Raw genomic sequence first — 25,344 nt, 5'->3', positions numbered from 1 at the left:
CTTGATCATGCTGCCTTTGTACCGTCATCCGGTTGTCGTCCTCGCCCTGATGCTCCTCTGCGCCGCAGCACCCCTGTACGCACAGGTCGAGTTTGATTCAGCGCAGGATAACGCCGGACCCCGTTTTCACGCTGACCTGGTCAATACCGCAATAGCTCCCGCCAGTCCGTTGAGCCGCCTCACAGTCTATATCGAAATCCTCTTTGACGATCTGCAATTCATCAAACAGGGGGAGAGCTTCGAGGCCAATTACGAGACGGCGGTCACCATCTTCGACAAGGACAACGACCAGGTGGACGGCGCGGTCTGGAAACAAAAGGTCACAGCCGCCAATTATGACATGACCAACAAACGCGACCGCCTCAGCCAAAGCCACCACGCGTTCGACCTCGAGCCCGGAGAGTACAAGATCAAGATCAGCGTGCAGGATCTGGAAACCCGTCAAAAATCCACAAGCAGCCTCTCCAGCCTGCTCACCCGATTTGACAAGGCGGAACTCAGCGTCAGCTCTCTGCTCTACATCAGCGAGGTGACCCACGATTCCACCGGCCGTCTTTCGGTCAGCCCGCAGATCAGCGACGCTTCCAAGGGTATCATTGACTCGACCCAGGTTTTCATGGAGGTCTACGCTGCCCATCCGCCACGCGAGGTCAAGGTCAAATATGAACTCTTCGGCACGATCACACATACGCGGGTCCGGCGTTCATTCACCCGTATGCTGGAAGACTGGAGTACCCCAGTCTATTTCAAGCTGCATGCCGACAGTCTGCCGCAGGATTCATACCTGCTCACCCTCGAACTGGAGGGCGGTGGGGCCTCCTTCAAAACCCAGAAGCCTTTTTATATCCGCTGGAGTGCCCTGCCGGCCTCGGCCGCGGATCTTAGGACGGCAGTCGAACAACTGCGCTACATCGCTTCCAAGAACGAGTGGAAGCGCCTGAAGAAGGCCAAGGGAGATGCCCTGCTGGAGGAATTCAAAGCCTTCTGGCTGCGCCACGATCCGACACCGGGCACAGAGGCCAATGAGACCATGGATGCCTTTTACTCCCGCGTCGAGTTCGCCAACCAACGCTTCTCGGTCATGCACATGCCGGGCTGGCGTACAGACATGGGCCTGATTTTCATCGTCCTGGGCTCGCCGGATGATGTGGAACGCGATGTCTATCCGCGCGACATGAAGCCCTACGAGATCTGGAACTATTATGAATACAACCGGCAATTTCTCTTCTTTGATTATACCGGATTCGGAGATTACCGGCTCGAAACTCCCGTATCGATCTATGAACTACACCGGCTCTTGCACAATTGACAGGAATCCTCATGGAGCTGCGTAAACCGCGTCCGCTCGCCCGGGGCGATCTCATTGGTGTCATTTCGCCTGCCAGTCCGCCCAAACCGGAGAAGCACGATCAATATCAGCAGGGCCTGGCCTACCTGCGACAGCTGGGGTATCGTGTACTCGAAGGACAGCATGTTCTCGATCAATACGGCTATCTGGCAGGCACCGATGAGAACCGAGCGGCGGATCTCAATGCGATGTTCCGCAATCCGAAGGTCAGGGCGATCATCTGCTCCCGCGGCGGCTATGGTACCCCCCGGCTGCTCGACCTGATCGATTACGAGGCGGTGCGCAAACACCCCAAGATCCTCGTCGGCTATAGCGACATCACCTCCCTACAGCTCGCCCTCCATGCCAAATCCGGGCTGGTCAGTTTTTCCGGTCCGATGGTGGCTGTGGAGATGGGCAAAGGCATCCTCCCCTTCACGGAAAAGCAGTTCTGGAGCATGGTGACGCGCACGACCTGTTCCGTCCTCAAGGCCGCAGCGGGGGAGTATCAGCCGCGCATCTACCACGGGGGCCGGGGTGAAGGTCGGCTTCTCGGCGGCTGTCTTTCCTTGATCAATCCCCTCATTGGTACTCCCTACCAGCCCGACTTCACCGGGGCCATTCTGGTGCTCGAGGATATCGGCGAAGATGTGTATGGCATCGACCGCTATCTAGTGCAGCTCCGCTATGCCGGCATACTCGACAAGCTGAACGGTCTCATCTTCGGGCAATTTCTGGAGATGGACAGCGGGGAAAAGTCGGAGCCCTCGCTGCCACTGGAGGAGGTGCTGGAAAAATATACCCGTGACCTTGATATTCCGATCCTCGGTAATTTCCCTTACGGCCATCAGGAGTTCAAATATACCCTGCCCTTCGGCTGCCGGGTTCGTCTAGACGCGGACAAGGGGACGCTGCGGCTGCTCGAGCCGGCGGTGGCGGCGCCTTCGACGCCGGCCGCATGATTGGCCGGGGTGTCGCTATAGGCTGGCGGCGTGACAGCCGCGGGGCCGGTGTGAGGAGGTGAATGATGCTCTCCCTTGGTGTCTTTGTCTCGGGCCGGGGATCCAATCTGCAGGCCCTTTTTGCAGCGATCGAATCGAAGCGTCTGGATGCGCGCATTGTTCTGGTGCTCAGCAACAAGGCGGAGGCAGGTGGCCTGGCCCTTGCCCGCGAATACGGCGTGCCGGCGCTACACCTTGCAGCCGGGCAGTTCCCCTCGGAGGTGGAATACAGCCGCCATCTGGCAGCGCTCCTCACGGAGCATGGTGTTGATTTCATTGTTCTGGCAGGCTATCTGCAAAAGATCCCATCGGCGCTAATCCGGCAGTTTCATCACCGCATTCTCAATATTCATCCCGCGCTCTTGCCTGCATTCGGAGGCAAGGGCATGTACGGCCACCATGTGCATGAGGCGGTCCTCGATTATGGCTGCAAGGTGAGCGGTGTCACGGTGCACCTGGTTGACGACGATTATGACCATGGGGCTCCGGTGCTGCAGCAGTGCGTGCCGGTACGGGAGGACGACACCGCGACCAGCCTCGCCGCCCGCGTGCTCGAGGTGGAGCACGAGATCCTGCCGCGTGCCGTCCAGCTCTTTGCCTCAGGACGAATCCGCATCGCGGGCCGCCGGGTGACGATTCTGGAGGAAAAAGATATCATTTGACGTATCGAGAGGCCCAGCTGGCGGCAGCAAGCACTCTTTTCCGGCAAAATAGTGTAAAAAAGGGGGGGCGGATGCAGCAAATCCTTGGATTTTTGCTGATTTATTGATATACTCATATTCCAATTTTATGTAAGGATTGCATCCTGTTTTTTCGGGAGGGGTTTGTGCTCGACCAGATAAAAATACGACGTGCCCTTCTGAGCGTCCATGACAAGACGGGTTTGATCGATCTCGCCCGTGCCCTGCAAAAGCGGGGCGTCGAGATCATCTCAACCGGCGGCACGGCGCGTGTTCTCGAGGAAGCCGGGCTTGCGGTCCGGACCGTCAGCGACCTCACTGGCTTCCCAGAAATCCTCGGCGGCCGGGTCAAGACGCTCCATCCTCATGTCCACGCCGCCCTTCTGGCAAAACGGGAGGATGGCGCCCAAATGCAGCAGCTTGAGGAACTGGGCCTGACCCCCATCGATCTGGTCGTGGTCAATCTATACCCCTTTGAAGCGACCATCGCCAAAGCGGGCTGCACCCGGGCCGACGCCCTGGAGAATATCGATATAGGCGGCCCGTGCATGATCCGCGCCGCTGCCAAGAACCACCCCGGTGTGGCGGTCCTGACCGATCCCGGGCAGTATCCGGCCTTTCTCGAGCAGTTCGAGGCACTCGACGGCTGCACCAGCCTTGCCCTGCGCGAAGGTTGGGCGACCGCCGCTTTCGACCGCACCAGCCGCTATGATGCAGCCATCCATGCCTGGCTCAGGGCTGCACCGGTGCAGGAAGACGTGACACCGCGCTTTTCGCAGACCCTGGATCTGCATCTGTCCAAAATACAGGAACTCCGCTACGGTGAGAATCCGCACCAGGCCGCCGCTTTCTATGCGGAGGCGGGCGGTATGGCCTTCGGCGAGCAGCTGCATGGCAAGGAGCTTTCGTATAACAATATTCTCGACATCCATTCAGCCATCGGCTTGGCGGCGGAGTTCCCCGAGCCGGCGGTGGTGATCGTTAAGCATAATAATCCCTGCGGCGCCGCAATCGGCAACGATCTGCTCGAGGCCTGGGAGAAGGCCCTGGCCACCGATCCGGTTTCGGCCTACGGCGGAATCGTCGCCCTGAACCGGCCGCTGACCCGAGAAGATCTCGCTGAAAAACTCGCTGGACTCTTTCTCGAGGTGGTGGTGGCTCCAGAGTTTGCCCCGGGAGTGCTCGCCCTGCTGCGGGGGAAGAAAAATCTGCGCCTCATCCGCTGGCCCGGATTCCAGATCACTTCCGGCATGCGCGATGTGCGTAAGGTGTTCGGCGGATTTCTGGTGCAGACGGCTGACATCGAGCCGGTTGATTCCGCCGCCTACCGGGTGGTCAGCCGCAGAGCGCCGACCGAGATCGAACGGCTCGCTCTGCTCTTCGGCTGGCGTATCGCCAAGTGGGTCAAGAGTAATGCGATCATTTTCGCAGCTCCGGACCGTACGATCGGCATCGGCGCAGGGCAGATGTCGCGGGTGGATTCATCCCGCCTGGCGGCGATGAAAGCCCGCAACGCCGGTCTTGAGGTGCGGGGTACGGCTGCGGCCTCGGATGCCTTCTTTCCCTTCCGCGACGGCCTGGATGTCCTCGCCGAGGCCGGAGCAACCGCGGTCATCGAGCCGGGCGGATCGGTCCGCGATGAAGAGGTGATCGCGGCCGCCGATGAACACAACATGGCCCTGATATTCACGGGCATGCGCCATTTTCGTCATTAGGCAAGCTTGTAAGAATTCATAAACAGCACAGTCCTCGAACTTAACAAGGTTGGGCACCATGAGTTTCGGTTTAGGTTCCTTCTTCTCCAATGACCTGGCAATTGACCTGGGCACTGCCAATACCCTCGTCTATGTCCGCGGCAAGGATGTAGTCCTTGATGAGCCGTCGGTCGTTGCTATCCGCAAGAGCACCCAGGAGATCGTCGCCTTCGGCAACCAGGCGCGCGAGATGGTCGGCCGGACCCCCGGCGAGATCATCACCATCCGTCCCCTCAAGGACGGGGTCATCGCCGATTTTGAGCTGGCCGAGCAGATGATCCGTCATTTTATCCGCAAGGCGATGCCGACCCGTATCCCGCGGCCGCGCATCGCGATCTGCGTTCCCACCGGCATCACCGAGGTCGAGAAGCGCGCTGTGCGCGATTCGGCCGAGCACGCCGGAGCGCGCGAGGTTTACCTCATCGAGGAGCCCATGGCCGGAGCCATCGGTCTGGGGCTGCCGATCGACCAGCCGGTCGGCAATATGATCATCGACATCGGCGGCGGCACCTGCGAGATCGCGGTGATCGCCATGTTCGGCATCGTCAATTCGGTTTCGATCCGCATCGGCGGTGATGAGATGAACGAGGCCATCATCCAGTATTTCAAGAAATCCTTCAACCTCCTCATCGGCGAGATCACCGCCGAAGAGATCAAGATCGAACTCGGCTCCGCCTCCCCATTCGATGGCAAGGGCACGATGACGGTTAAAGGACGCGATCTTGTCGCCGGCATCCCCAAGACGGTAACCATCAGCACCAAGCAGGTTCAGGAGGCGCTCGCCGACACCGTCGATCAGCTCGTCGATTCGGTCAAGATGTGTCTCGAGCAAACCCCGCCGGAGCTCTCCGCCGACATCCTGGATCGCGGCATCCTGATGAGCGGCGGCGGTTCGATGCTCAAGGGACTCGATGAGCGGCTGCGCCGCGAGACCAACCTCCCCGTCATTCTCGCTGAAGAACCCCTGCGCGCCGTCGTGCGCGGCACGGGCAAGGTTCTCGAGGACATTCCCCGCTACAGAAAAGTATTGACCCATATCAAACGCTATTAGCGAAAGATCAACGCCCTGCTCTGCGGGGCGTTCTTACATCAACAGGCTGGACAATGACGATCAAGCATACCTCCATCATGACCGACATGAAGCGCAGGCTGACGGCGATGCCCGCCAAGCAGCGCTGGAAACGGATTCTGGGCGTTCTGGCCGTCCTGGCGGTTTTTTTGCTGGCCTGGCTGGTCTACCTCGGCATGAGTCTGCCCAAGCTGGATACGTTGGAGAACTATAATCCCGAACTGGCTTCCAAGGTCTACTCGGCGGACGGCGTCCTCATCAAGGAGTTTTTCACCGAACGCCGGTTCTATATCCCGATTTCCGAGATCCCGGAGATGATGATCAAATCGGTGTTGGCCACTGAGGATGCCCGCTTTTACGACCACTGGGGCATCCGGCCGCTGCGTTTTGTCCGCGCCATCCTCTTCGATATCTTCACCCTGAGCAAGCAACAGGGGGCGAGCACGCTCACCCAGCAGCTCGCCCGGCGGCTCTACCTGACGCCGGAGAAAACGATGACGCGCAAGATCCGGGAATGGATGACCGCGATCCAGATCGAACGGACCTATACCAAGCCTGAAATTCTCGAGATGTACCTCAACCACATGTCGTTCGCGCACGGCACCTATGGCGTTGAAGCGGCGGCCCAGTATCTTTTCGGCAAGCGGGCGCACGATCTGACCCTGCCTGAATGTGCGCTGCTGACGGCCAGCCTGCAACGGCCGGCTTACTGGAATCCGATCCGCTACCCGAATCGCGCCCTCAAGCGGCGCAACACGATTGTGCTTTACCGGATGCGCGACGAGGGTTTTATCACTGAGGCTCAATACCGTGAGGCGATCGCTTCGCCTCTCGGGGTCAAGCCACGTACGGGTTCAGAGCTGGAAGGCATTGCCCCCTATTTCACCGAGTGGTTGCGTCAGAATCTGCAGAAGGACTATGGCTGGGATCTTTACAAGAGCGGGATGAACATCTACACCACCCTCGATTCCCGCGTGCAGGCTTGCGCGGAAGAGGCCGTGCGCACCTACCTGCCCAAGGTGCAGGAGGTCTCCAACCGTAATCTGCGCAAGAAGGAGATCCTGCAAAAATTCCTCTCGCCTGAGCAGCTGCAGGAGGATACGGTGGAGCGCTGGCTTACGCGCAAGGCCTTCGTCGACTCGGTGCTCAACGAGCGCGCTGCGGTGCAGGTCGCGCTCGTGGCGATCGACCCCCGCAATGGCCATATTCTCGCCATGATCGGCGGCCGGGATTTTAGCGAGAGCAAGTTCAACCGCGCGGTCCAGTCCCGGCGCCAGCCGGGATCGGCCTTCAAGCCGATTGTCTATACGGCCGCTGTGGACAATGGCTACATGCCCTGTTACGAAAAACTCAATCAGCCGGTCGTGGTCGATTTGCCCGACGGCACCCGCTGGACCCCGCATAATTTCGATGAATCGATCAGCGGCAAGACTACCCTGCGCGAGGCCTTGCGTCGTTCGCTCAATCTGGTCACGACCCGGCTGGTTCAGGAAGACGTGCCGCCGCGCCAGGTCGTTCAATATGCCCGCAATCTCGGCATCACCACGCCGCTGGACGCCGTCGACGCGCTGGCGCTCGGTTCGTGCGGGGTCATCCCGATGGAACTCATCTCAGCCTTCGGGGTGTTCGCCAACCACGGTGTGCTGGTCCAGCCTTTCGGGATCCTGCGGGTCGAGGACAAGTACGGCAATCTCCAGCAAAAGAACAGTCCGCAGAGCAAAGGGGTCTTGCGCGAGGAGACCGCCTATATTATGGCCGACATGCTGCGGACGGTCGCCCAAGCCGGCACCGGCGCCCAAGCGGTCTCCCAGTACGGATTCACCCGGCCCGCCGGAGGCAAGACCGGCACCACCAACGATTTCACCGATGCCTGGTACATCACCTTCACCCCGCAGATGGTGGTCGGCACCTGGGTGGGCCATGATGATCCCGCCCTGACGCTCGGTAACAAGCAGACCGGCACCGCTGCCGCGCTACCCATCACCGTCACGACCATCAAGAATGCCCTCATCACTCTGCGGCTGCCGGAGGAATGGCTGAGCCAGCCAGCCGGCGTGGTCCGGCTGGCCATCTGCAACGAAACCAAGCTGCTGGCCAGTCCTGCTTGCCCGGAGGTGGTCGAGGAGCTGTTCGACGTCCGATATCAGCCCACGGAATCGTGCAATATCCATGTCGGCGGGCGGGGGCGCGACCGCGACAAACGCCGTGTCCGCTATTGACAAGCCCGGAGATTTTTATTGACAAAGGACTGTTTTATGGGTATTATATAAAAGGGGATTCCGATCCTGCTGTTTCTGTTCAGGGCATCTCGAAGAACCTCTGCCATTCTTACAGGGCCAAGAATATGAATAGAAAGCGGCTTTTCCGGGTCTTTGGGTTGGTCGTGCTGCCGCTCCTCGGCCTACCTGCCTGCAGCAAAATCACCGCACCGGCTGATGTGACCCCGCCTGCTACGCCAACCACCTTCATGCTGCTCGGCGGCGGCGATGGCGAAGCGCGCTTTCGCTGGGCGCCGAACGGCGAGCAGGATTTCAAACACTATACGATCTACCGCGCCGTCGCTTCGCCCGTCTCTTTTCTCCCCCTCGCCACGCTCACGGAAAACGAATATGTCGACCGTTTCCTCGACTACGAAACCACCTATTACTATTATCTGACCGCCAGCGATTATGCCGGCAACGAGAGTGCTGCTTCCGGCATTCTTGATGTTCGGCCGGTCAATATTTCGTCTCCGGCCAGCCCCACCGCCGTCGTGGTGTACGGACACAACAACGCCAGCCTCAATCAAGTGGAATGCAGCGTGACCTGGATCCCCCCGACCATCAGCGATCTGAGTCATTTTCGTGTCTATCGCAGCACCAAACCGGCCTTTGAGGCCGACGCTTCCACCCTGGTCGATTCCACGGCGGTCAGCCTCTTCCGCGACACGCAGGTCACCACCGGATCTGTCTATTATTATAGGGTGACCTGCGTCGATCTCGGCGGCCGCGCCAGCGTGGCCAGTTCAGCGGATTTTGATCGCATCCTCGACAAGGTGGCCCTGCTCAGCCCGGGCAACCGCACGGTCCAAAGCGGCGCGCTCACTTTCACCTGGCAGCCGGTCGCTGATGCGGTAGGCTATCAGGTCTTCGTCGGACTGGCCCCGCTGTCCAATATTATCTGGACCTCCAAGGTTACGACCGCCCAGCAGATGGTCTATTCGGGGAGCAAACTCTCGAGCCAGTCGCTCTATTACTGGTGGATCGGGGCTTACAGCAAAAGCAACGGCGTCCATTCGGGCGGGGTTGTGGTGGAGCCGGATGTCAACTCCACCAGTGAAATCTGGTCCTTTTTTGTTCGCTAAGGGAGGTTGAGGTGATCATGAGGCATGCCTATCAGATCGTCATAACGGCCGCTCTGGCTGGTCTGCTCTGCTTCTCGGCCGCCCAGGCGGCCGGCGATAAAGTCAAGGTTATCCTCTATAACGGCAAAACCATGGAGGGCGAGCTGATCGAGGAGAGTCCGGAGTACCTTGTGGTACTGACCGACCTCGGACAGATCCGGACCCGCCGTGCCGCCATCGAATCGGTGCTCTACCTGCAGCGGCCGGAGGCGCGGGCAGCCGGTACGCCGGCCGATTCGCTGGAGCAGCAGCCGCTGAATGATCTGGTTGTGGTCCACCTCCTGAACGGCGAGACCGCGAACGGCTCCTTGATCAGTAAAAGCCTCGATTCGATTCTGCTCAAGACCGAATGGGGCCGGCTGACCATCCCCAAGACGCAGGTCAAGCTGATCGAATACGTCAACAGCGAGTATGCCGAACGCGGCGAGCCAGTCACGGCGCGTTTGACGGCCGGCAACGTACTGCAGGGCTATATCTTCAATGAGGACCGTAACACCGTCACCCTCGAGACCAATATCGGCCGGCTGACCCTCGATAAAAAGCAGCTGCGCAGTCTTGAATACCATGCGGCCGTCAAACCAATCAAACCACCGAAACTGCAAAAGAGTGCCGTCGAACCACGTGAGAGTGCCCCCGCGGCCCTGGCCGTTGCCTCCACACCGGCGGAACGGACGCAACGCAGCTACGATATCCAGCAGCACCAGGACAGCTTTTTCATCGGCTATGCCCCGGATTTCGGCGAGAATTACAAAACGGGTTTTGCCGTCGGCTATTGCAACCGCTATTTACTCAAAGAGTTTACCTCCTTTTCGCTCTTCGCCTCGGCACAGCTGAGCATGGCCTTCTTCTCCCTGAACCAGGATCTGGCCAAAGTGACCGATGTGCCGGGATCGATGACCGCCGAGGGCGGCGCGATGGTGAACACCCTCTCACTCGGGCTTCCCATCCACTTTCTCCCGACCGAGAGCCCTTCCTATACCTTCTTCCTGCGGCCGGCCCTCGAACCCCATCTCGTCTACACCAGTCTGAAGAAGAGCTATCCCTCTTTTCCGCAACAAAATTCGGATGAGAAGAGCACCAAATTCCGGTTCGGACTGGGCACCGAGGTGGGTCTCGAATGGACGCTCAACCCTCGCTGGAGCGTGGGATTAGCCTTCGGCATGCATTTCATCGCAAGCGCCGATGACTACAACTGTATTTCGCTTTCTGTGGGGACGCAGCTCTATTGAGGAAGAGACGGGGAAATCATCCGCTCCGGACGACTGCGGTCGTGCTCGTCCTGTGCGGAGCGGCTCACGCGCAGCATCAGCCGGGCGCGGCCTGGGTGGAAGGCGCCTTCCTCACCCATGAACTGGGCGTGGAAGCGATGCTGCTCAATCCGGGCGCGCTCAGCGCCAGACCCAATGATGATGGCGTCAGGGTTCAGGGCATCGGCGACAAGGAGTGGAAGGATCACGAATATGCCGCGGCCATGAGCATGGGGGGGTTGGGGTTTGCCTACCAGCAGCTTCCGCTGGCAGCGGGCCGGAGCGAGCGGACCCTCAGAATCTACCGCCTCAATCTGTCGGTCGGCGGCCGTGTGCTGGCGATCGGTACCAGCAACAAACTCTACTCTCTGGAATACCCGCACCACATCGACAACCAATTCGGCATCGATGCCGGTCTTCATTTTCAGCCGCTGCCGTTTCTGACAATCGCAGCACTGGCCTTGGACTGCAACGAACCGGTCATCGACGGCCGAACCATTCCACGCCGCTACATGCTCGGCAGCGCGATCGCCCTCTTCCATCGCTCCCTGTGGCTGGAGCAGCAGATCACCGGCGATGATGGCACCACCGCATGGGAGAACCTAACCTGGCAGGCCGGCCTGGTTCTGCGCCCGATCGGCCGCCTCGAGATCGGCGTTGGCTATAAAGATGAGCCGCATGTCCCCGAACTTTTTCTCGCCCAGGCCACCCTGCCTCTGCCGATCGGCATCGAGATCGGCGCCGCACTGCGCAGCGACAAGGAGTTCACATCAAAACTCCTGGCCGCCTCCCTGCTTCTGCCCTTGCAAACCCTGCGCTTCTGATCCCGGCCGAGGGTTTGACCCTCCTACTTGAGATACTTGTCCCTCATCGCCACCTTGTTGACCTTACCGACGCTGGTCTTTTCCAGGGCCTCGATGAACTGCACCTTGAGCAGAATGGCCTCGCCGGGAATCAGCCCCTTGTCAATGAACTCGCGGATGTGGCTGATCAGCTGTTTGGCCGTCAAAGCTTCTTTCTCCTTGCGGACAACGAAAGCCAGGGGCACTTCGCCCCAGCGGTCATTGGGCTGACCGATCACCGCTGCCTCAGAAACCGCCGGATGGCTGATTAGGATATCTTCCAGCTCCAGGGAGGAGAGCCATTCGCCGCCCACTTTGATGACATCCTTGAGCCGGTCGGTGATGCGGATGCTGCCGCGGTGGTTGCGTGCCGCAACATCGCTGGTATGCAGCCAGCCGCCCGCCCAGAGCTTTTCAGAATTGACCTTATCCTTGAGGTAACTCGGCGTGAGCCAGGGGGCGCGGACAACAACTTCTCCGGAGGCGAGGTCGTCATCGGGGATCTCCCTGAATTGGCTGTTGACGACGCGCATATAGACCAAAGCAAAGGGAGTGCCGGTGCGGCAGCGCAGCGCCGCCTGCTCTTCCGCGGACAGGGCCATTTCCTCCGGGCGCAGCTGCGAGATCGACAGGATCGGGCAGGTCTCTGAAAGGCCATAGCCCGAGTAGATATCGATGCCGCGTTGCATCGCCGCCAGACAGAGGGCCTTGGGCAGCGCAGCGCCGCCGATGATCACCTTCCAGTGCGAGAGATCGACCTCTTCGCTGCTGGGATGCTTGAGCAGCATGTGCATGATGGTCGGCACACAATGCGAATAGGTCACTTTTTCCTGATCGATCAGTTTCAAAAGGGTATCGGGAGCATACTTGCCTGGATAGACCTGCTTGACCCCGAGCATCGTGGCCATATAGGGGATGCCCCAGGCATGCACATGGAACATCGGAGTGAGGGGCATGTAGACGTCGTCGCGGTTGAAGGAGCCCTGGCCTGGATTGGAAGAGAGTGAGACCAGACCACTCAGGGTGTGCAGGACGAGCTGGCGGTGTGAGAAGAAGACCCCCTTGGGCATTCCGGTCGTACCGGTGGTGTAAAATGTTGTTGCCCGGGTATTTTCATCAAAATCGGGGAACTCTTCCACCGGTTCGGCTGCGGCGATGAAATGCTCATACTCGTCCGTGAAGTTGGAAGGGTGATCCGGCGGTGTGCTGCTGTCATTCAACAGCACAAAGTGCTTGATGGTATCAATGCGCCCCTTGATGTGATCGAGCAGGGGCAGGAACTCGGCGTTGATGAGGAGAGCGGTATCCTCCGCATGGCTGATGGTGAAGACCATTTGCTCAGGAGAGAGGCGGATGTTGATGGTATGAAGGACAGCGCCGATCATCGGCACCGCATAAAAACACTCGAGGTAGCGGTGGCTGTCCCAGTCCATCACTGCGACAGTATCTCCCGGCTTGATCCCCATTTTAATCAGAGCTCCGGCCAAACGGCGCACCCGTTCTCGGAATTGCGCGTAGGTGAACCGTTTCTCGCCCTTGTAGACGATCTCCTGGTCGGGATTATAGCAAGCGGGGGCGAAGAGCAGGTTCTTGATCAACAGAGGATAGGCGTACGCCTCGGTTGCACTCCAGTCCGGTCGGTTCATGGATACACCTCGTCATTGGTTGGATTAGCCCTTTTCCAAATTTACGGTGTATAGACGAAACGTCCAACAATTTTTCCGTTTTCCGGTGCCGGATTGCGCATCTCCAGACGATAAAAATAGAGTCCGGATGCGGCTGGCACGCCAGCGGGCGTACGGCCATTCCAGAGGATTTCATGTTCTCCCGGTGTGCCATCCTGCCAAGGGCTCTGCCAGACGATCTGCTGCAGGGTATTGAAGATGGTCAGGCGCATCTGATCCGGATGATCGATATGGAAGCGCAGATGTACCGCGCCGCGGCCGGGATTGGGGTAGAGCCTGGCGCGGGGTGCGGTCACCGCCGCGGCCGCCACCGTCACCACGGGTGAAGCATGGCGGGTTCCATCGGCATCGATCTGGATGAGACGGTAATAGAGAGGGCTGCGGCCGGCGTCAGGATCACGCCAGCTGTAGTCATGGGCGACGGCCGTGGTGCCATTGCCGGCAACGAAACCGACCAGGGTGAAGGGCCCTTCCGCGGCGTCGGCGCGTTCGATCTCAAAGCCGTAATTGCTGCTTTCAGAGGTCGTGCGCCAGCTCAGTTCGATGACGCCCTCCTTCCGCGCGGCGGAGAAATGCGTCAGTTCGACAGGGGTCACGACGCCGTAATAGCTGCTTTCGATCAGATAAAGGACGATATCCTGATTGAAGGAGGGCGTGTAAAAGGATTGCCAGCCTTCACTGCCGCGGGTGATCATGCCGCGGATGCTCACGGTTTCGCCGGTTTTGGGATCATAAAACTGATGGTAATAGGTTCCGGCCGGCAGTTTGACATTGATCGTGGTCTGACTGCCCCGGTTCTTGGTGAAGTGGTAGATCACATACTCCTTGCCCTTCTTCCGGCATAGGGTCGCCGTGCCCGCGCTGCACTCGACCTCGCTGTCGGCTGGTTCGAGGGCGTTGAAATCCTTGAGGTAGCTCAGGAATTTGGCGAAGTAACTATGGTAGTCGGTCACCTTGTTGGGCACCTGGTCGATCGGAGCCCAGCAGAACTCGCTGGTGCCGACGCAGCCGGCGGTGAAATTGCCCCAGAAGGTGGCGCGGAACCAGTCATGAGCGGCCGAATTGGTGGCATAGCCTCCGCCATCATCCACGCCGTCAAAGGGATAGAGCTCGTTCCAGAGAATCGGGCGACCGTAACGGTAGCCGTAAGCGTCATAGTTGACCCACTTCTTGTAAAGAGAGGGGGTGGCCGTCCGTTCATGGGTCCAGTTCCACTCGGCGGGATCGCACTTGAATCCAGCGTGGAACGAGGTGATTTGGAGCGGATAAGCAGCGGTCTGGATCTCGGAGGCGCTGATGGGGAGCCTATAGGGATCATACTGGCTGAAGTAGCCGGCATAGAGGGCGGAGGCTTCCGCGGCGGAAACCTTCTGGCGTTCCGCTTCATTCCAGAGCTCCCACAGGGTGTTGGGATACGCTGCATAACGGGCGATCATGTAGCGGATGAAGAACCGGGTCTCCTCCACATAAGTACCGGGATAATGCGGTTCCAGCATCAAGTTGAGGGGGTCCGGATTGCCGGCGATGGCGATGCCGGGTTTGAGCTTGCCCCAGGTGTCGAATAAATTGAGCTGAACGTTGATGCCCAGATCCATGCACCATTGCATGATCTGGTCGAAGTTGGCGAGAAAGCCGAGATCCATGGATTGCCCCTCGTCGTTGAGGGGTAGGACACGCGACTTGAGGACGATGCCGTTCAGCCCCTTGGCGGCGATGTTTTGCAGGTAGGTGTGGACCAAAGGCAGGTAGCGGGCGGGTTCGTAGCGTTCAGGGACGCTCTTGTGCTCAGCTGTCAAGTAATAGGGATCGTCGAAATCGATGTACTTGCCGCCGATCCAGTGCAGGGCGGTGCCGTCGTCGAAGCGGAGCTTGTGCCCGTCCACGCGGATGTGTCCATGGAGATGGTTGTTTCGCTTTGATACACAGTTGAGACTCCCGCTGCCCATGTCGCTGCCAAAGGACCACGAGAAGCTCCAGGTCCCGGTCCGGTCGGGCATGAAGCGCAACAGCCAGTCGCGGCCGCCGTTGTAAAAGCCCTCGGCGGTGAAGGAACGGCCATCGGGGGAGATGAAGGTAGCGGATAACGTTATGCTTATAAAGGGATTGGCGATGTCCCTCCCGGCGTCACAGGAGAGGGTGGCGAACTCGTAGAGGGGCACGGTGTCACTGAGGAGCCGCAAAGTGGCGGCAGGGTGGGCCTGGTTATAAGATATTAAGATACAGATAGATAGTAGCATTTTTCTCATGGCTGCCTCACTGTCGCTGCTGGATATGAAAAATTCGGGATGATTCTTTTGGGGCTGGATCGGTCTAAAAATGTTGCAAAAATCATGCTATGAGCGGAGTGAGGGCGGGGCAAAAAAAAAGGGCGGGGAGACCCGCCCTCGTACGAAATCCGGGGATCAGTGGGAGTGGCCGCAGCCTGCGCAGCTGGCGCAGTCATGCTCGTGGGCCTGTTCCTGCTCCTGTTTTGCGATGTCGGCGCGCACTTTATCCATATCGAGCTTGCGCACCTGGCCGATGAGTTCCTCGAGCATTGCCTCGGGCACAGCACCGGCCTCGCGATAGAGAAGGATGCCGTCGCGGAAGATGGCAAGCGTCGGAATCGATTGAATGCCAAAGAGGGAAGCGAGATCTCCTTGCGCCTCGGTGTCCACCTTGGCGAAAACGATGTCGCTGTGCTTTGCGGAAACCGCTTCATAAGTTGGAGCGAACATCTTACAAGGGCCGCACCAGCCAGCCCAAAAATCAATAAGGACGATGGGGTTATTCTCGATGGTGCTCTGGAAATTTTCAATGGTGAGAGGGGTGGTAGCCATGAATGCTCCTTTACAGGTAAAAGGTCCATACCGGAAGAGCGCACTTGCGTCCTTCCGAGGAATTGGATGCAGAGCAATGCAAAAGGATTCAACTGGTGCGGAGTTGTTGCAAGAATTCGTGCAATTCGGCCAGGCTGCCGGTATAGGTGGGGGGATGTTGATGAGCGAGGTGGGCGTTAAGGGCGCCATCCAGGACGAGAAAGGTTTCCATGCCTACGGCGCTAGCGGACATGTCGTCACGGTAATCGTTGCCCACCATAAGACAGGCGCCCGGAGCCACGCCGAGGTGGTGGGCGATTTCGAGATAGTAAGTGGGATTGGGCTTGCTGGTGTGCATGTTCTCAAAGCTGGTGATCAGGCTGAAGGGAAAGTCGGCCAGGTTGCCCCACGCCAGCCGTGCGTCGATGGCGATGCGCGGAAAGATCGGTATGGTCGCGAGGGCGATGCGAGGGGTAATGGCGACAGCCTGTTTCAGAACGTCGCGTGCCAGCGGGAGCGGTCGGGAGAGCACCCGTACGGCTTCGAATTCATTGCGGTAAAAGTCCGCATAGACCGGCTCGAGCGTCGCGAAGGGTACCGGACTGCGGCGATCGTAGACCTCACGGAAGACATCGCAGAGCAGCCCCCGGTCGCCGCGGGACTGCATCATCGCCTCCGTTGCGGCCAGGATGATGGGCATGAACTCCCCCTTGGGGTACCAGGGAGCGAGCTTGGGCGCCATGGCGCCGAAATAGGACTTGACGAAGAGATCATTGTCCAGTTCCAGCAGGGTTCCATCCAGATCGAATAGTATGGCGTCGTACATCCCGTCTCCTTGCACAATGCGCTACCCACCTGCGGGGCACAAGTTGGCTGTTTCGTCATAAAACAGCGCAGTGGTAAAAAGTATTCTATTTCCCCGCGAATTGCAAGAATTATTTCTACGCTTTTGCGGTTTATGGGGGTGGGAACCGAAACGGAAGGACGTTATGGCGAAAAAATATGAATTTGATGCCGTGATCCGCGGCGATGAAACGAAGGACATCGGATGGATTGAATTTCCCTGGGATGTGGAACAGGAGTTCGGCACGCGCGGCCAGGTGAAGGTTCAGGTCACCTTTGATGGGTATCTCTATCGCGGCTCCCTGGCGCGGATGGGCCAGCCCTGTCACTTCATCGGGCTGACCAGGGCGGCGCGAGCGGCGATTGGCAAGGGACCGGGCGACAGCGTACATGTCATACTGGAGCAGGACCTCTCCCCGCGCGTGGTTACGGTACCGGAGGACCTTGCCCGGCGTCTGGCGGACGAGCCTGCGGCTGCGGCCTTTTTCAAGAGCCTCTCTTACACCCACCAGAAAGAGTACGTCAACTGGATCACCGAGGCCCGAAAGCCCGAGACACGGCAAGCGCGCCTCGACAAGGCCCTCGAGATGCTGCGGAGCGGCATCAAGTCGCGATAGACACGAGCCGGAGACCACCGGTGCGGCCTAAAACCCTCATTGCGCCGCACGCCCCAGTTCCTCTCCCGCTTTGAGAAAGGTCTCATAGCCTGCATGGCTATGCTCGAGCAGATCCGCGGCGAACTCGATCCGGCCCGGCTGGAAGACCAGCACGATTGTCGAGCCGCCGTATTCGAAATAGCCCTTCTCTTCCCCCTTGCGGAACCTCGGATCCGCATGGGTCTGAACGATGCGGCCGACACCGAAGGCCCCAACCTCGATGAAAGCGAACCGTCCCAGCCGGTCATTCTCCAGCAAGGCCACTTCGCGCTGGTTCTCACCAAAGACGTCGATGCCGAGGGCCAAGATCAGGGGATTGACCGAGTGGAAACGGCCTGGGATACGCTTCTGCTCGAGAATGCGGCCGTCGCAGGGAAAATGAAAACGGTGATAATCGGCCGGACAGAGGCGTACGATCGCCAGGCTGCCGCTGTGGAAGGGGGACGCATTACTGCCGAGCAGGGCATCGACGGTGAAGGATCGGCCCTTAACCGGCAGGAGGGTTTCCGCCTGCAGCGCGGGATAGACCAGGACCCGGCCGTCCGCGGGCGAGGCGAGGGCGAGAGGATCGGCGGCGAAGGGGCGCGCATCGGGTTTGAGTCGGCGGCTGAAAAAGGCATTGAAGGTGGGGTAGGTCTCCGGCGGCTCGGCAAACTCGGCGGTATCGATCCGAAGATCGCGGATTACCCGGGCGATCTGCCGCCGCGACCAGCGGGTATCGGCCAGCCATCCCGTCAGCCGGCTTAGCCAGGGCCGATGAAAAAGCAGAGCACCTAGCATCTTGCCTGGACGAGAGTGGTAGGCCCAACGCATCAGGGGTTCACCGAGGATGATCTCTTCTTCTTTTTGGCCGCTGCCGCGACGGTAGTAATAGAGGGGTTCGGCCATCCTGGAATCTCCTTTTGTTTTCAGTATACGCATCCCGGCGGACAATTGCAAGGCGAATAGTCCTCCCGTTGCCACTCCGCCGTGCTGGGCTGTGGAAAAGAGCTGTTGATAAATTGAAAAAAAATGTTTAACTTTATGGATGGAATCATTATAAACTTGTAGAGGATAGCCTATGCAAACCATAGAGAATATGCGGGTCAAGATCGGTCTTGCCGAAATGCTCAAGGGGGGCGTGATCATGGATGTGACCACGCCGGAGCAAGCCAAAATCGCCGAGGAGGCGGGCGCGGTGGCGGTCATGGCCCTCGAGCGCATCCCGGCGGATATTCGCGCTCATGGCGGCGTCGCGCGCATGTCCGATCCGACCGTGATCAAGGCGATCCAGAAGGCGGTCACTATCCCGGTAATGGCCAAGTGCCGCATCGGCCATTTCGCCGAGGCCCAGGTACTCGAGGCGCTCGGCGTCGATTTCATCGATGAGAGCGAAGTGCTCACTCCAGCCGACGAGGAGTTTCACGTCGACAAATGGAAATTTAAGGTGCCCTTTGTCTGCGGTTGCCGCAATCTCGGTGAGGCCTTGCGCCGCATCGCCGAGGGCGCCGCGATGATTCGCACCAAAGGCGAGGCCGGCTCGGGCAACATCGTCGAGGCCGTCCGCCACATGCGCAGCGTCCAGAGCGGCATCCGCCGGCTGCAGGGGTTAGGCGATGAGGAACTGGTGACCGAGGCCAAGAATCTCGGTGCGCCGGTCGAATTGGTGCGCGAGGTCAAGAAGCTTGGCAAGCTGCCTGTGCCCAATTTCTCGGCCGGTGGCATCGCCACCCCGGCCGACGCCTCACTGATGATGCAACTCGGCGCCGAGACGGTATTCGTCGGTAGCGGTATTTTCAAGTCGAGCGATCCGGCGCAGCGCGCCAAAGCCATCGTCAGCGCCACCACCCACTATCTTGATTTCGACCTGATCGCCCGGGTGTCCGAGGGCCTTGGTGAGGCGATGCCGGGGCTCGAAATCTCCTCAATTCCCGAGAATGAGCGCATGGCGGGGAGAGGCTGGTAGATGCACATCGGCGTCTTGGCCATCCAGGGAGACTATGCCAAACACCAGGAGATGCTCGGGAAACTGGGGCAGGAGAGCCGGCTGGTGCGAACCGAAGCGGAGCTGGCGGCTTGCGATGGACTGATCCTGCCCGGGGGCGAGTCGACCACCATGATGATTCTCTTGCAAAAGCACGGGCTCTGGGACCCCTTGCGGACGTTCGGCCGGCGCAAGGCGATCTATGGCACCTGTGCGGGATTGATTCTGCTCGCCCGGGAGGTGAAGGACGATACCGTCGCGACCCTGAACCTGATTGATCTGCTGGTGGAACGCAATGCCTATGGCCGCCAGATCGATTCTTTCATCGACACGCTGCGCGTCGAGATCGCCGGCTACTCTGGCCAGATGGAGGGGGTCTTCATCCGCGCACCCAAGATCCTAACCTGCGGACCGGGTGTCACACCGCTCGCCTGGCATGGGAACGATCCCGTCGCCGCTGAAAACGGGCATATCCTCGTCAGCACCTTCCATCCCGAACTCACCGATGATCCGCGGTTTCACCGCCATTTTCTGTCCAAGGTCAGCCGCTTCCTCCATGACTGATCCGAATCTTTGCCCTGTGAAAAAGCCCGGAAAGTTGACCTTTTCGGGCTTTTTGGGTCTCAGGCCTGAGAAATGCGCTTTTTCAGGCGGCGTATCCGCGTCCGCATTCGCTTCAGGGCGACGTGATCATGGGCAGCAAGGGCCTCATCCCGCTGCTTCCTGAGCGACTTGACCTCTTTTTTCATCTTGGCAAGCGCTTCGGCAGCCTCATGGTGCTTGTGGTGCGCATGCATGTCGACTCCCAAGGCCCTGCAGACTGCGATCAGCAGATGCTCCTTGTTGAGCTGGGTGTAGCCCTGAACCGCTTCGTTATCGAGACCCTTGGCGATTTCGCGCAGCTCGGCGATCGTTTTCGTCTTGAGTTCTTCATAGGTGTGCGGCATATCGCTACCTCCATGGCTTGATTGCTTTCATATACGCACTTTTTTTGAAAAACACAAGCGGCTTTTTCAACGTGGGCGGCGGCTAGACCCGGATCGGCAGGAGCACCACCGGGAGGCCCAGGTAATAAAAGCGACGCTGCAGACTGAAAACAGTATAGTTGTGCAGCCAGCGCGAAAACATCGGTTCCGTCGGAAAGACCAGCTGGCCGCCGCAGAAGACCGCCCCAGGGAAGCGCTCCTGGATCAGCGGCGCCTCGCGGACGATCTCTTCGACCACATCGATGCCGATCAGGGGGATGCTCTCGGCGTAATAGCCCTGACTCTGCATATAGTGGACGTACCTGTCAAGGTCGCCCTTGACGTGCGCCCGTAGTTCGGCCATCTCCTCTGGACTCCTGAATGCGCCAGCATCCACCACCCCCACCTGAACGAAGATGAAATTCCTGAACTCCTTGCCGAGGAGTTTCATCGTTCCGAAGAGGGTATGCAAGCCGAGGCCATTGTACCCGCTGGTGAGCAGCACCGCCGTACGTGCACTGCGGATGGGTTTTCGGCGCGGCCGTTTGACTGCATCCTCCCGGTGGGAGAGCGAGAGTTCCACTGAATCCACCAGCGAATCGAGCCGTTTGAGCTCGTTTCCGGTACGAATATAATGCCGCTTGACCAGCAGCGCCACGCTGACCAGGGCTCCGGTCACCACCAGGGTGATCCAACCCCCCTCATCGAACTTGAGGGTGGCGACAGAGATCAGGATGAAGCCGGTCAGGACCATGCCGATTCCATTGATCGTCAGCTTCTGCAGCCACCTCCGCTCTGAACGGCGGACCTGCCACCAGTGGCGCACCATGCCCAGCTGCGACAGAAAAAAGGTGATAAAGACGTTGATGCTGTAAAGCACCACCATAAGACGGACCGAACCTTTGCTGAGCACCATCAGAATCAGCGAGGCGCCGCCCATGATCAGGATGCCATTCTGGGTCACCAGCCGGTCACTGAGGGATGCGAACCGGCTCGGCAGCCAACGGTCAAGCGCCATATTGGCCAGGACGCGCGGACCATCCAGAAAGCCGGTCTGGGCGGCGACGATCAACAGCACCGCTTCCGAAAAGAGGGTGACCAGGACAAAGGTGAGGCCGGCCCAATGCGGCCAGCCGGAGACCATTTGCTCGAGGAGGATGGCATTGAGGGTCTTGCCGGGGAGGTGTTCGACGCGGAAGAGCATGTAGCCGATCATCAGTCCCATAACCATGAAGGCGAGTGAGAAGGCCATGTAGCGCATGGTGGTCTTGGCGGTCCGGACTTTGGGCTCGCGCAGAATTGGCATGCCGTTACTGACCGCCTCGATGCCGGTATAGGTGCCGGCGCCCATACTGTAGGCCCGAAGAACCAGCAGAATCATGCCCAGCATGCCCAACTCGGCATGGGACCGCCGGACGTCGAGGAGTGTGGTCTGCGCCAGTTCGGAGAAGTTGGCGAGATGGGTGAACAGGCCATAAAAGATGGCAAAGGCATGGGTCAGCAAAAAGGTCAAAAAGATCGGTACCAGCGGTGCGACCGATTCCTTGACACCGCGGAGGTTGAGCAGGATGAGCAGACCAAGAACCGCCACTGCAAACGGCAGCCGCAAAGTGTACCAGCTGGCCGGCAGAAAACTGAACAGGGCATCCGCCCCGCTGGCGACCGAGAGGGTGATGGTCAGGACGTAGTCGATCAGCAATGCCGATCCGGAGATCATACCCACTTTGGGAGAGAGCAAACGGCTCGCGACCAGGTAGCCGCCACCGCCGTGAGGAAAGAGTTCGATGATCTGCGAGTAGCTGGCGCTGATGACAAAGATGGTCAGGACCGAGCCGAGGGCGACGAAAAGGCCAAGATAGAAATGGCTCCCAAGGGCGCGGAAAGCCTCCTCCGGGCCATAACAGGATGAGGAGAGGCCATCTGCTCCGAGTCCGACCCAGGCGAAAAAGGCAACCAGGGTGAGCTTGTGGAAGATGTGGGGATCCTCGGGATTGCGGGCATCCCCGATGAAAATACTGCGCGCGACTTGGCGGACATGCCTTAGCGTATCGTTACTCATGCCGTTTCCTTGGGATGGTTTAAAGAACGGGGTACAAGTTAGGGCAAAATTATTAAGAAACAAGAGAATTCTCGAATTTTTGCGGGGAGAGCCGGCGGCCCGCCCGGCCGCGCTCCGCTGGTTTCCACCTGCCTCGATCCCGCTCCGGATGCATGCCCGGGCCATAAAAGACTTTTATCTAAAATAAAATAATACTAAATTGAAAATTATGAATCGATTCCAATCCATCAGACGAATTCTTGCATCCTTTCTTTTCTTGTTCTGGGTGGTCGTCCTGACCGGTGAAGCCCTGGTCTGGGGCAATCTGCGGGTGCTCTTTCTGCCGCGTGTCCCGACTGTGGAGATGGCGGCCAGCCTCCTCCAGGACACACTGTGGCTTTTGGTGGGACTGGCCTTGCCTTTTTACGTATGCGCTCTCGCCTTCCGCCAGCTGCCACGCCGGATCGCGCGCAGAGCCCTGGTTGCGGCAGTGCTGCTGTTCTGGATCCTGGTGCTCGGGGATCTGCCTCTTTATTTTCGCTGGCTCTTTCTGCTGATCGGATTGCTGGTCTTTCTGGCGGTGCGCGACGCCCGGCGCAGCCGCAGTATCCGCGCCCATTATTTTCTCTTTTATATGGCCTGCCTGGGGCTGGTTCTCAATTATGGGCCTCAGCTCTTCCCTTCTTTCCCGTCGCTGCGCAAGGCTGGACCGGGTCATTTGAAGATTCTGGATTATAACATCTCCAGTACCTTGTACGGAGAAAAGCGGGCGCCCCTCTTCGAACTCATCCAGCGCGAGAAACCCGACCTGGTCTTCATCCAGGAGATCAATTCGAGCGATCAGAAACTCTTCCGGCGGAAGCTTGACGATCTCTACCCGTATCAGCTCTGGGCGGATCGGTTCGAGAATTATAATGGCGGTGCCATCCTCAGCCGGATTCCGTTCACGGAGGAGCATAATATCGATCTGGGCACGCCGTACATGAGCGGCCACACCAATATCAACCATGCTGTGATCCGCTTGCGCGGCGAGGAGGTCCATCTCTTCAACGGTCACTTGTACCCGGCCGGACACGCCTTTTTGCAGCTGATTTTCGGCAAGCGCACGCTGGAGAGTTCGCTGGCTCAGACCCGCCTCGCCTATCAGCGCCGCATGGCCGAAGCCGAACAACTGGAGCAGCTGGTGGGCCGGATCAAAGCGCCGACCATCGTCGCCGGCGACTTCAATGACACGCCCAACAGTCCACTGTACCGCCGCTTCGAGGCGACGCTGCGGAATGCCTTCGCCACCGCCGGCTGGGGTTTGGGAACGACCTGGGGGCAATACAACCTCAAAGGCAGCGTCCCCCATTGGCTGCGCTTTATCCTTTTCGATTTTTTGCGTATTGATCAGCTCTTCGCCAGCCGCCATTTTCGCATTCTCGAGGCGCGTGTCATCCCGCTCGCCATCTCGGACCACAAGCCGCAGGTGGTGCGTCTCACTTTGTATTGACAGGCAGAAAAAATATGGTTACATTTTCTTGCCCGTCCCGCACTCTAATTACCGCAAGGAGAGGACCATGGAGCTGCAGTACTACCTGAACGATTTGCAGGAAAAGCAGGTCACCGGCGATCCCGCCGGCATCGAGGTCAAGGGCGTCGCCTACGACCCCTTGCGCATCGAACCCGGCTTTATCTATGTCGCCATTGCCATTTATACACAGTTGGACAAAATCGAAATTCCCGATGGCCATCCCTTGATCAGCGATGCCATCGCCCGGGGGGCGGTTTGCGTGGTGGTGCAGGAACCGGTCGCGGTCCCTGCCGGGGTAGTCAAGGTGGTGGTTCCGGATTCGCGTTATGCCCTGGGCCTTCTTGCCAACCGGTACTACGGCTTTCCTTCCGAGCAGATCAAACTGGTCGGTGTGACCGGCACCAATGGCAAGACCACCACGACCCATGTTATGGAGTCCATTTTCAGCGAGCCATACCGGGTTGGATTGATCGGCACCCTCTATTACAAGATCAATGGCGAAATCCGCAAATCCAAGGATACCACACCCGAACCGCCCGATCTTCAGGCGATTCTACGTCAGATGGCGGATCAGAAGGTTGCCTACTGCTTCATGGAGACCTCGTCGCACGGCATCGAATTCCACCGCCTGCAGGGATGCCGCTTCCGCATCGCCGTCTTCACCAACCTCACTCAGGATCATCTCGATTTTCACAAAACCATGGAAAATTACCTCAATGCCAAGCTCAAGCTATTCCGCTGGCTTGGTGCGGAGGATTATGCCGTCATCAACATCGATGATCCCTATGGCGGGCGGTTTGTCGAGGCGACCCGGGCCAACGTCCTGACCTATGGCATCTTTTCGCCAGCCGACATCATGGCACGCGAGATCCACTACGGGATCAGCGGCACCCGGTACATCCTCGAGACGCCGCAGGGGAGCATCGACATCGAGACCCGCCTCCTCGGCCGTTTTAATGTCTACAATGCCCTGGCCGGGGTGGGGGCGGCTGTTGCCGAAGGCATCGATCTTGAGGTGATCAAACGCGGCCTCGAGCGCCCGATCCGCGTGGCCGGCCGCATGGAGATGGTCGACCTGGGGCAGCCCTTCACGGTGGTGGTTGATTATGCCCATACACCCGATGGCATGGAGAACGTACTCGGACTGGCGCGGGGGCTGAATCCGCGGCGGCTGATCACGGTCTTCGGCTGCGGTGGCGACCGTGACAAAGAGAAGCGCCCGATCATGGGCGGGGTGGCCTCCCGTTTCAGCGATGTTGTGATCCTCACCGCGGACAACCCCCGCACCGAGGATCCCGAAGCCATCCTCGACGATATCACCGCAGGATGCGATGCGGCCAAGGTAACCCGCATCATTGACCGGCACGAAGCCATCCAGCACGCCATCACCACTGCGCAGGCGGGAGATATCGTGATGATCCTCGGCAAGGGACATGAGACCACCCAAACCCTCATGGACCGCACGATTCCGTTCAATGACCGCGAAGAAGCCGAGGCCGCTCTGGCCGCACTACTCAAAAAATGAACTTGCGCGTCATCGGCGAAGGATGGCCTTAATGAAAATCCGACTCAACTCAGCTG

21 protein-coding genes are annotated in these 25,344 nt (G+C 59.1%); 14 read left to right on the top strand and 7 right to left on the bottom strand.

Going from position 1 to position 25,344, the window contains the following annotated elements:
* Positions 1 to 7 precede the first annotated feature (7 nt).
* The 9 genes from PLH32_10550 (at position 8) to PLH32_10510 (ending at position 11,284) form a co-directional block, all read left to right on the top strand.
* Positions 8 to 1,309, top strand: a complete 1,302-nt coding sequence (locus PLH32_10550; GenBank protein HQJ65039.1) for a GWxTD domain-containing protein — start codon at positions 8 to 10, stop codon at positions 1,307 to 1,309.
* 11 nt (positions 1,310 to 1,320) lie between these two features.
* A complete protein-coding gene (locus tag PLH32_10545; protein HQJ65038.1) occupies positions 1,321 to 2,289 on the top strand; it encodes an LD-carboxypeptidase in 969 nt (322 codons plus the stop codon).
* A 62-nt stretch (positions 2,290 to 2,351) separates the two neighbouring features.
* The gene (gene purN / locus PLH32_10540) at positions 2,352 to 2,990 is read left to right on the top strand and encodes a phosphoribosylglycinamide formyltransferase (GenBank protein ID HQJ65037.1); all 639 of its coding nucleotides are present in this window, start codon (positions 2,352 to 2,354) and stop codon (positions 2,988 to 2,990) included.
* Between the two features lie 176 nt (positions 2,991 to 3,166).
* Positions 3,167 to 4,723, top strand: coding sequence for a bifunctional phosphoribosylaminoimidazolecarboxamide formyltransferase/IMP cyclohydrolase (gene purH, locus PLH32_10535; protein ID HQJ65036.1), 1,557 nt, complete (start codon positions 3,167 to 3,169; stop codon positions 4,721 to 4,723).
* Positions 4,724 to 4,781: 58 nt separating this feature from the next.
* Entirely contained in the window at positions 4,782 to 5,813 is a 1,032-nt protein-coding gene (locus tag PLH32_10530; GenBank protein ID HQJ65035.1) for a rod shape-determining protein, read from the top strand.
* Positions 5,814 to 5,866: 53 nt separating this feature from the next.
* The gene (locus PLH32_10525; protein ID HQJ65034.1) at positions 5,867 to 8,050 is read left to right on the top strand and encodes a PBP1A family penicillin-binding protein; all 2,184 of its coding nucleotides are present in this window, start codon (positions 5,867 to 5,869) and stop codon (positions 8,048 to 8,050) included.
* Between the two features lie 125 nt (positions 8,051 to 8,175).
* Complete coding sequence (locus PLH32_10520) at positions 8,176 to 9,174, top strand: hypothetical protein (GenBank protein ID HQJ65033.1); 999 nt, start codon at positions 8,176 to 8,178, stop codon at positions 9,172 to 9,174.
* A gap of 11 nt (positions 9,175 to 9,185) precedes the next feature.
* The gene (locus PLH32_10515) at positions 9,186 to 10,442 is read left to right on the top strand and encodes a hypothetical protein (protein ID HQJ65032.1); all 1,257 of its coding nucleotides are present in this window, start codon (positions 9,186 to 9,188) and stop codon (positions 10,440 to 10,442) included.
* The gene (locus PLH32_10510) at positions 10,439 to 11,284 is read left to right on the top strand and encodes a hypothetical protein (protein HQJ65031.1); all 846 of its coding nucleotides are present in this window, start codon (positions 10,439 to 10,441) and stop codon (positions 11,282 to 11,284) included. The genes PLH32_10515 and PLH32_10510 overlap by 4 nt, the downstream gene beginning before the upstream one ends.
* Positions 11,285 to 11,307: 23 nt before the next feature.
* Here the strand turns inward: PLH32_10510 and PLH32_10505 are convergent, their stop codons facing one another.
* The 4 genes from PLH32_10505 to PLH32_10490 form a co-directional block, all read right to left on the bottom strand.
* Positions 11,308 to 12,948 (bottom strand): long-chain fatty acid--CoA ligase, encoded by a 1,641-nt coding sequence (locus PLH32_10505; GenBank protein ID HQJ65030.1) that lies wholly within the window; start codon positions 12,946 to 12,948, stop codon positions 11,308 to 11,310.
* A 41-nt stretch (positions 12,949 to 12,989) separates the two neighbouring features.
* Complete coding sequence (locus PLH32_10500) at positions 12,990 to 15,233, bottom strand: DUF5060 domain-containing protein (protein ID HQJ65029.1); 2,244 nt, start codon at positions 15,231 to 15,233, stop codon at positions 12,990 to 12,992.
* Positions 15,234 to 15,389: 156 nt separating this feature from the next.
* Positions 15,390 to 15,806 carry a thioredoxin gene (trxA, locus tag PLH32_10495; GenBank protein HQJ65028.1) on the bottom strand — a complete coding sequence of 139 codons (417 nt, stop codon included), beginning with the start codon at positions 15,804 to 15,806 and terminating at the stop codon, positions 15,390 to 15,392.
* Positions 15,807 to 15,894: 88 nt separating this feature from the next.
* Positions 15,895 to 16,611, bottom strand: coding sequence for an HAD family hydrolase (locus PLH32_10490; protein HQJ65027.1), 717 nt, complete (start codon positions 16,609 to 16,611; stop codon positions 15,895 to 15,897).
* A 163-nt stretch (positions 16,612 to 16,774) separates the two neighbouring features.
* On the opposite strand from PLH32_10490, the gene PLH32_10485 reads away from it, so the two are divergent.
* The gene (locus tag PLH32_10485; GenBank protein HQJ65026.1) at positions 16,775 to 17,245 is read left to right on the top strand and encodes a YdeI/OmpD-associated family protein; all 471 of its coding nucleotides are present in this window, start codon (positions 16,775 to 16,777) and stop codon (positions 17,243 to 17,245) included.
* Positions 17,246 to 17,281: 36 nt separating this feature from the next.
* Here PLH32_10485 and asd read toward each other — a convergent pair whose 3' ends face one another.
* Positions 17,282 to 18,172 (bottom strand): archaetidylserine decarboxylase, encoded by an 891-nt coding sequence (gene asd / locus PLH32_10480; protein HQJ65025.1) that lies wholly within the window; start codon positions 18,170 to 18,172, stop codon positions 17,282 to 17,284.
* 172 nt (positions 18,173 to 18,344) lie between these two features.
* Between asd and pdxS the strand changes: the two genes are divergently transcribed.
* Entirely contained in the window at positions 18,345 to 19,229 is an 885-nt protein-coding gene (pdxS, locus tag PLH32_10475; GenBank protein ID HQJ65024.1) for a pyridoxal 5'-phosphate synthase lyase subunit PdxS, read from the top strand.
* Complete coding sequence (gene pdxT / locus PLH32_10470) at positions 19,230 to 19,811, top strand: pyridoxal 5'-phosphate synthase glutaminase subunit PdxT (GenBank protein HQJ65023.1); 582 nt, start codon at positions 19,230 to 19,232, stop codon at positions 19,809 to 19,811.
* Positions 19,812 to 19,870: 59 nt separating this feature from the next.
* Here pdxT and PLH32_10465 read toward each other — a convergent pair whose 3' ends face one another.
* Both PLH32_10465 and PLH32_10460 read right to left on the bottom strand, forming a co-directional pair.
* A complete protein-coding gene (locus PLH32_10465) occupies positions 19,871 to 20,194 on the bottom strand; it encodes a hypothetical protein (GenBank protein ID HQJ65022.1) in 324 nt (107 codons plus the stop codon).
* Between the two features lie 82 nt (positions 20,195 to 20,276).
* Positions 20,277 to 22,271 (bottom strand): amino acid permease, encoded by a 1,995-nt coding sequence (locus PLH32_10460; protein ID HQJ65021.1) that lies wholly within the window; start codon positions 22,269 to 22,271, stop codon positions 20,277 to 20,279.
* 208 nt (positions 22,272 to 22,479) lie between these two features.
* Here PLH32_10460 and PLH32_10455 point away from each other — a divergent pair, with 208 nt between their 5' ends.
* Together PLH32_10455 and PLH32_10450 are read left to right on the top strand one after the other, a co-directional pair.
* Complete coding sequence (locus tag PLH32_10455) at positions 22,480 to 23,742, top strand: endonuclease/exonuclease/phosphatase family protein (GenBank protein HQJ65020.1); 1,263 nt, start codon at positions 22,480 to 22,482, stop codon at positions 23,740 to 23,742.
* A gap of 67 nt (positions 23,743 to 23,809) precedes the next feature.
* Positions 23,810 to 25,288 (top strand): UDP-N-acetylmuramoyl-L-alanyl-D-glutamate--2,6-diaminopimelate ligase, encoded by a 1,479-nt coding sequence (locus PLH32_10450; GenBank protein HQJ65019.1) that lies wholly within the window; start codon positions 23,810 to 23,812, stop codon positions 25,286 to 25,288.
* Positions 25,289 to 25,344 lie beyond the last annotated feature (56 nt).

Source organism: bacterium (genome assembly GCA_035419245.1).
Lineage (GTDB): Bacteria > Zhuqueibacterota > Zhuqueibacteria > Residuimicrobiales > Residuimicrobiaceae > JAKPUX01.
The sequence above is the reverse complement of the archived record's forward strand: the minus strand, read 5'-3'. Positions and strand labels throughout refer to the sequence as shown.

Coding starts and splice junctions, on each gene's coding strand:
- PLH32_10550 (HQJ65039.1), top strand. CDS start 8: ATGCTGCCTTTGTACCGTCATCCGGTTGTCGTCCTCGCCCTGATGCTC.
- asd (HQJ65025.1), bottom strand. CDS start 18,172: ATGGCCGAACCCCTCTATTACTACCGTCGCGGCAGCGGCCAAAAAGAA.
- pdxS (HQJ65024.1), top strand. CDS start 18,345: ATGCAAACCATAGAGAATATGCGGGTCAAGATCGGTCTTGCCGAAATG.
- PLH32_10450 (HQJ65019.1), top strand. CDS start 23,810: ATGGAGCTGCAGTACTACCTGAACGATTTGCAGGAAAAGCAGGTCACC.
- PLH32_10490 (HQJ65027.1), bottom strand. CDS start 16,611: ATGTACGACGCCATACTATTCGATCTGGATGGAACCCTGCTGGAACTG.
- purN (HQJ65037.1), top strand. CDS start 2,352: ATGATGCTCTCCCTTGGTGTCTTTGTCTCGGGCCGGGGATCCAATCTG.
- PLH32_10465 (HQJ65022.1), bottom strand. CDS start 20,194: ATGCCGCACACCTATGAAGAACTCAAGACGAAAACGATCGCCGAGCTG.
- PLH32_10455 (HQJ65020.1), top strand. CDS start 22,480: ATGAATCGATTCCAATCCATCAGACGAATTCTTGCATCCTTTCTTTTC.
- pdxT (HQJ65023.1), top strand. CDS start 19,230: ATGCACATCGGCGTCTTGGCCATCCAGGGAGACTATGCCAAACACCAG.
- PLH32_10505 (HQJ65030.1), bottom strand. CDS start 12,948: ATGAACCGACCGGACTGGAGTGCAACCGAGGCGTACGCCTATCCTCTG.
- PLH32_10525 (HQJ65034.1), top strand. CDS start 5,867: ATGACGATCAAGCATACCTCCATCATGACCGACATGAAGCGCAGGCTG.
- PLH32_10500 (HQJ65029.1), bottom strand. CDS start 15,233: ATGAGAAAAATGCTACTATCTATCTGTATCTTAATATCTTATAACCAG.
- trxA (HQJ65028.1), bottom strand. CDS start 15,806: ATGGCTACCACCCCTCTCACCATTGAAAATTTCCAGAGCACCATCGAG.
- PLH32_10520 (HQJ65033.1), top strand. CDS start 8,176: ATGAATAGAAAGCGGCTTTTCCGGGTCTTTGGGTTGGTCGTGCTGCCG.
- PLH32_10545 (HQJ65038.1), top strand. CDS start 1,321: ATGGAGCTGCGTAAACCGCGTCCGCTCGCCCGGGGCGATCTCATTGGT.
- PLH32_10530 (HQJ65035.1), top strand. CDS start 4,782: ATGAGTTTCGGTTTAGGTTCCTTCTTCTCCAATGACCTGGCAATTGAC.
- PLH32_10485 (HQJ65026.1), top strand. CDS start 16,775: ATGGCGAAAAAATATGAATTTGATGCCGTGATCCGCGGCGATGAAACG.
- PLH32_10460 (HQJ65021.1), bottom strand. CDS start 22,271: ATGAGTAACGATACGCTAAGGCATGTCCGCCAAGTCGCGCGCAGTATT.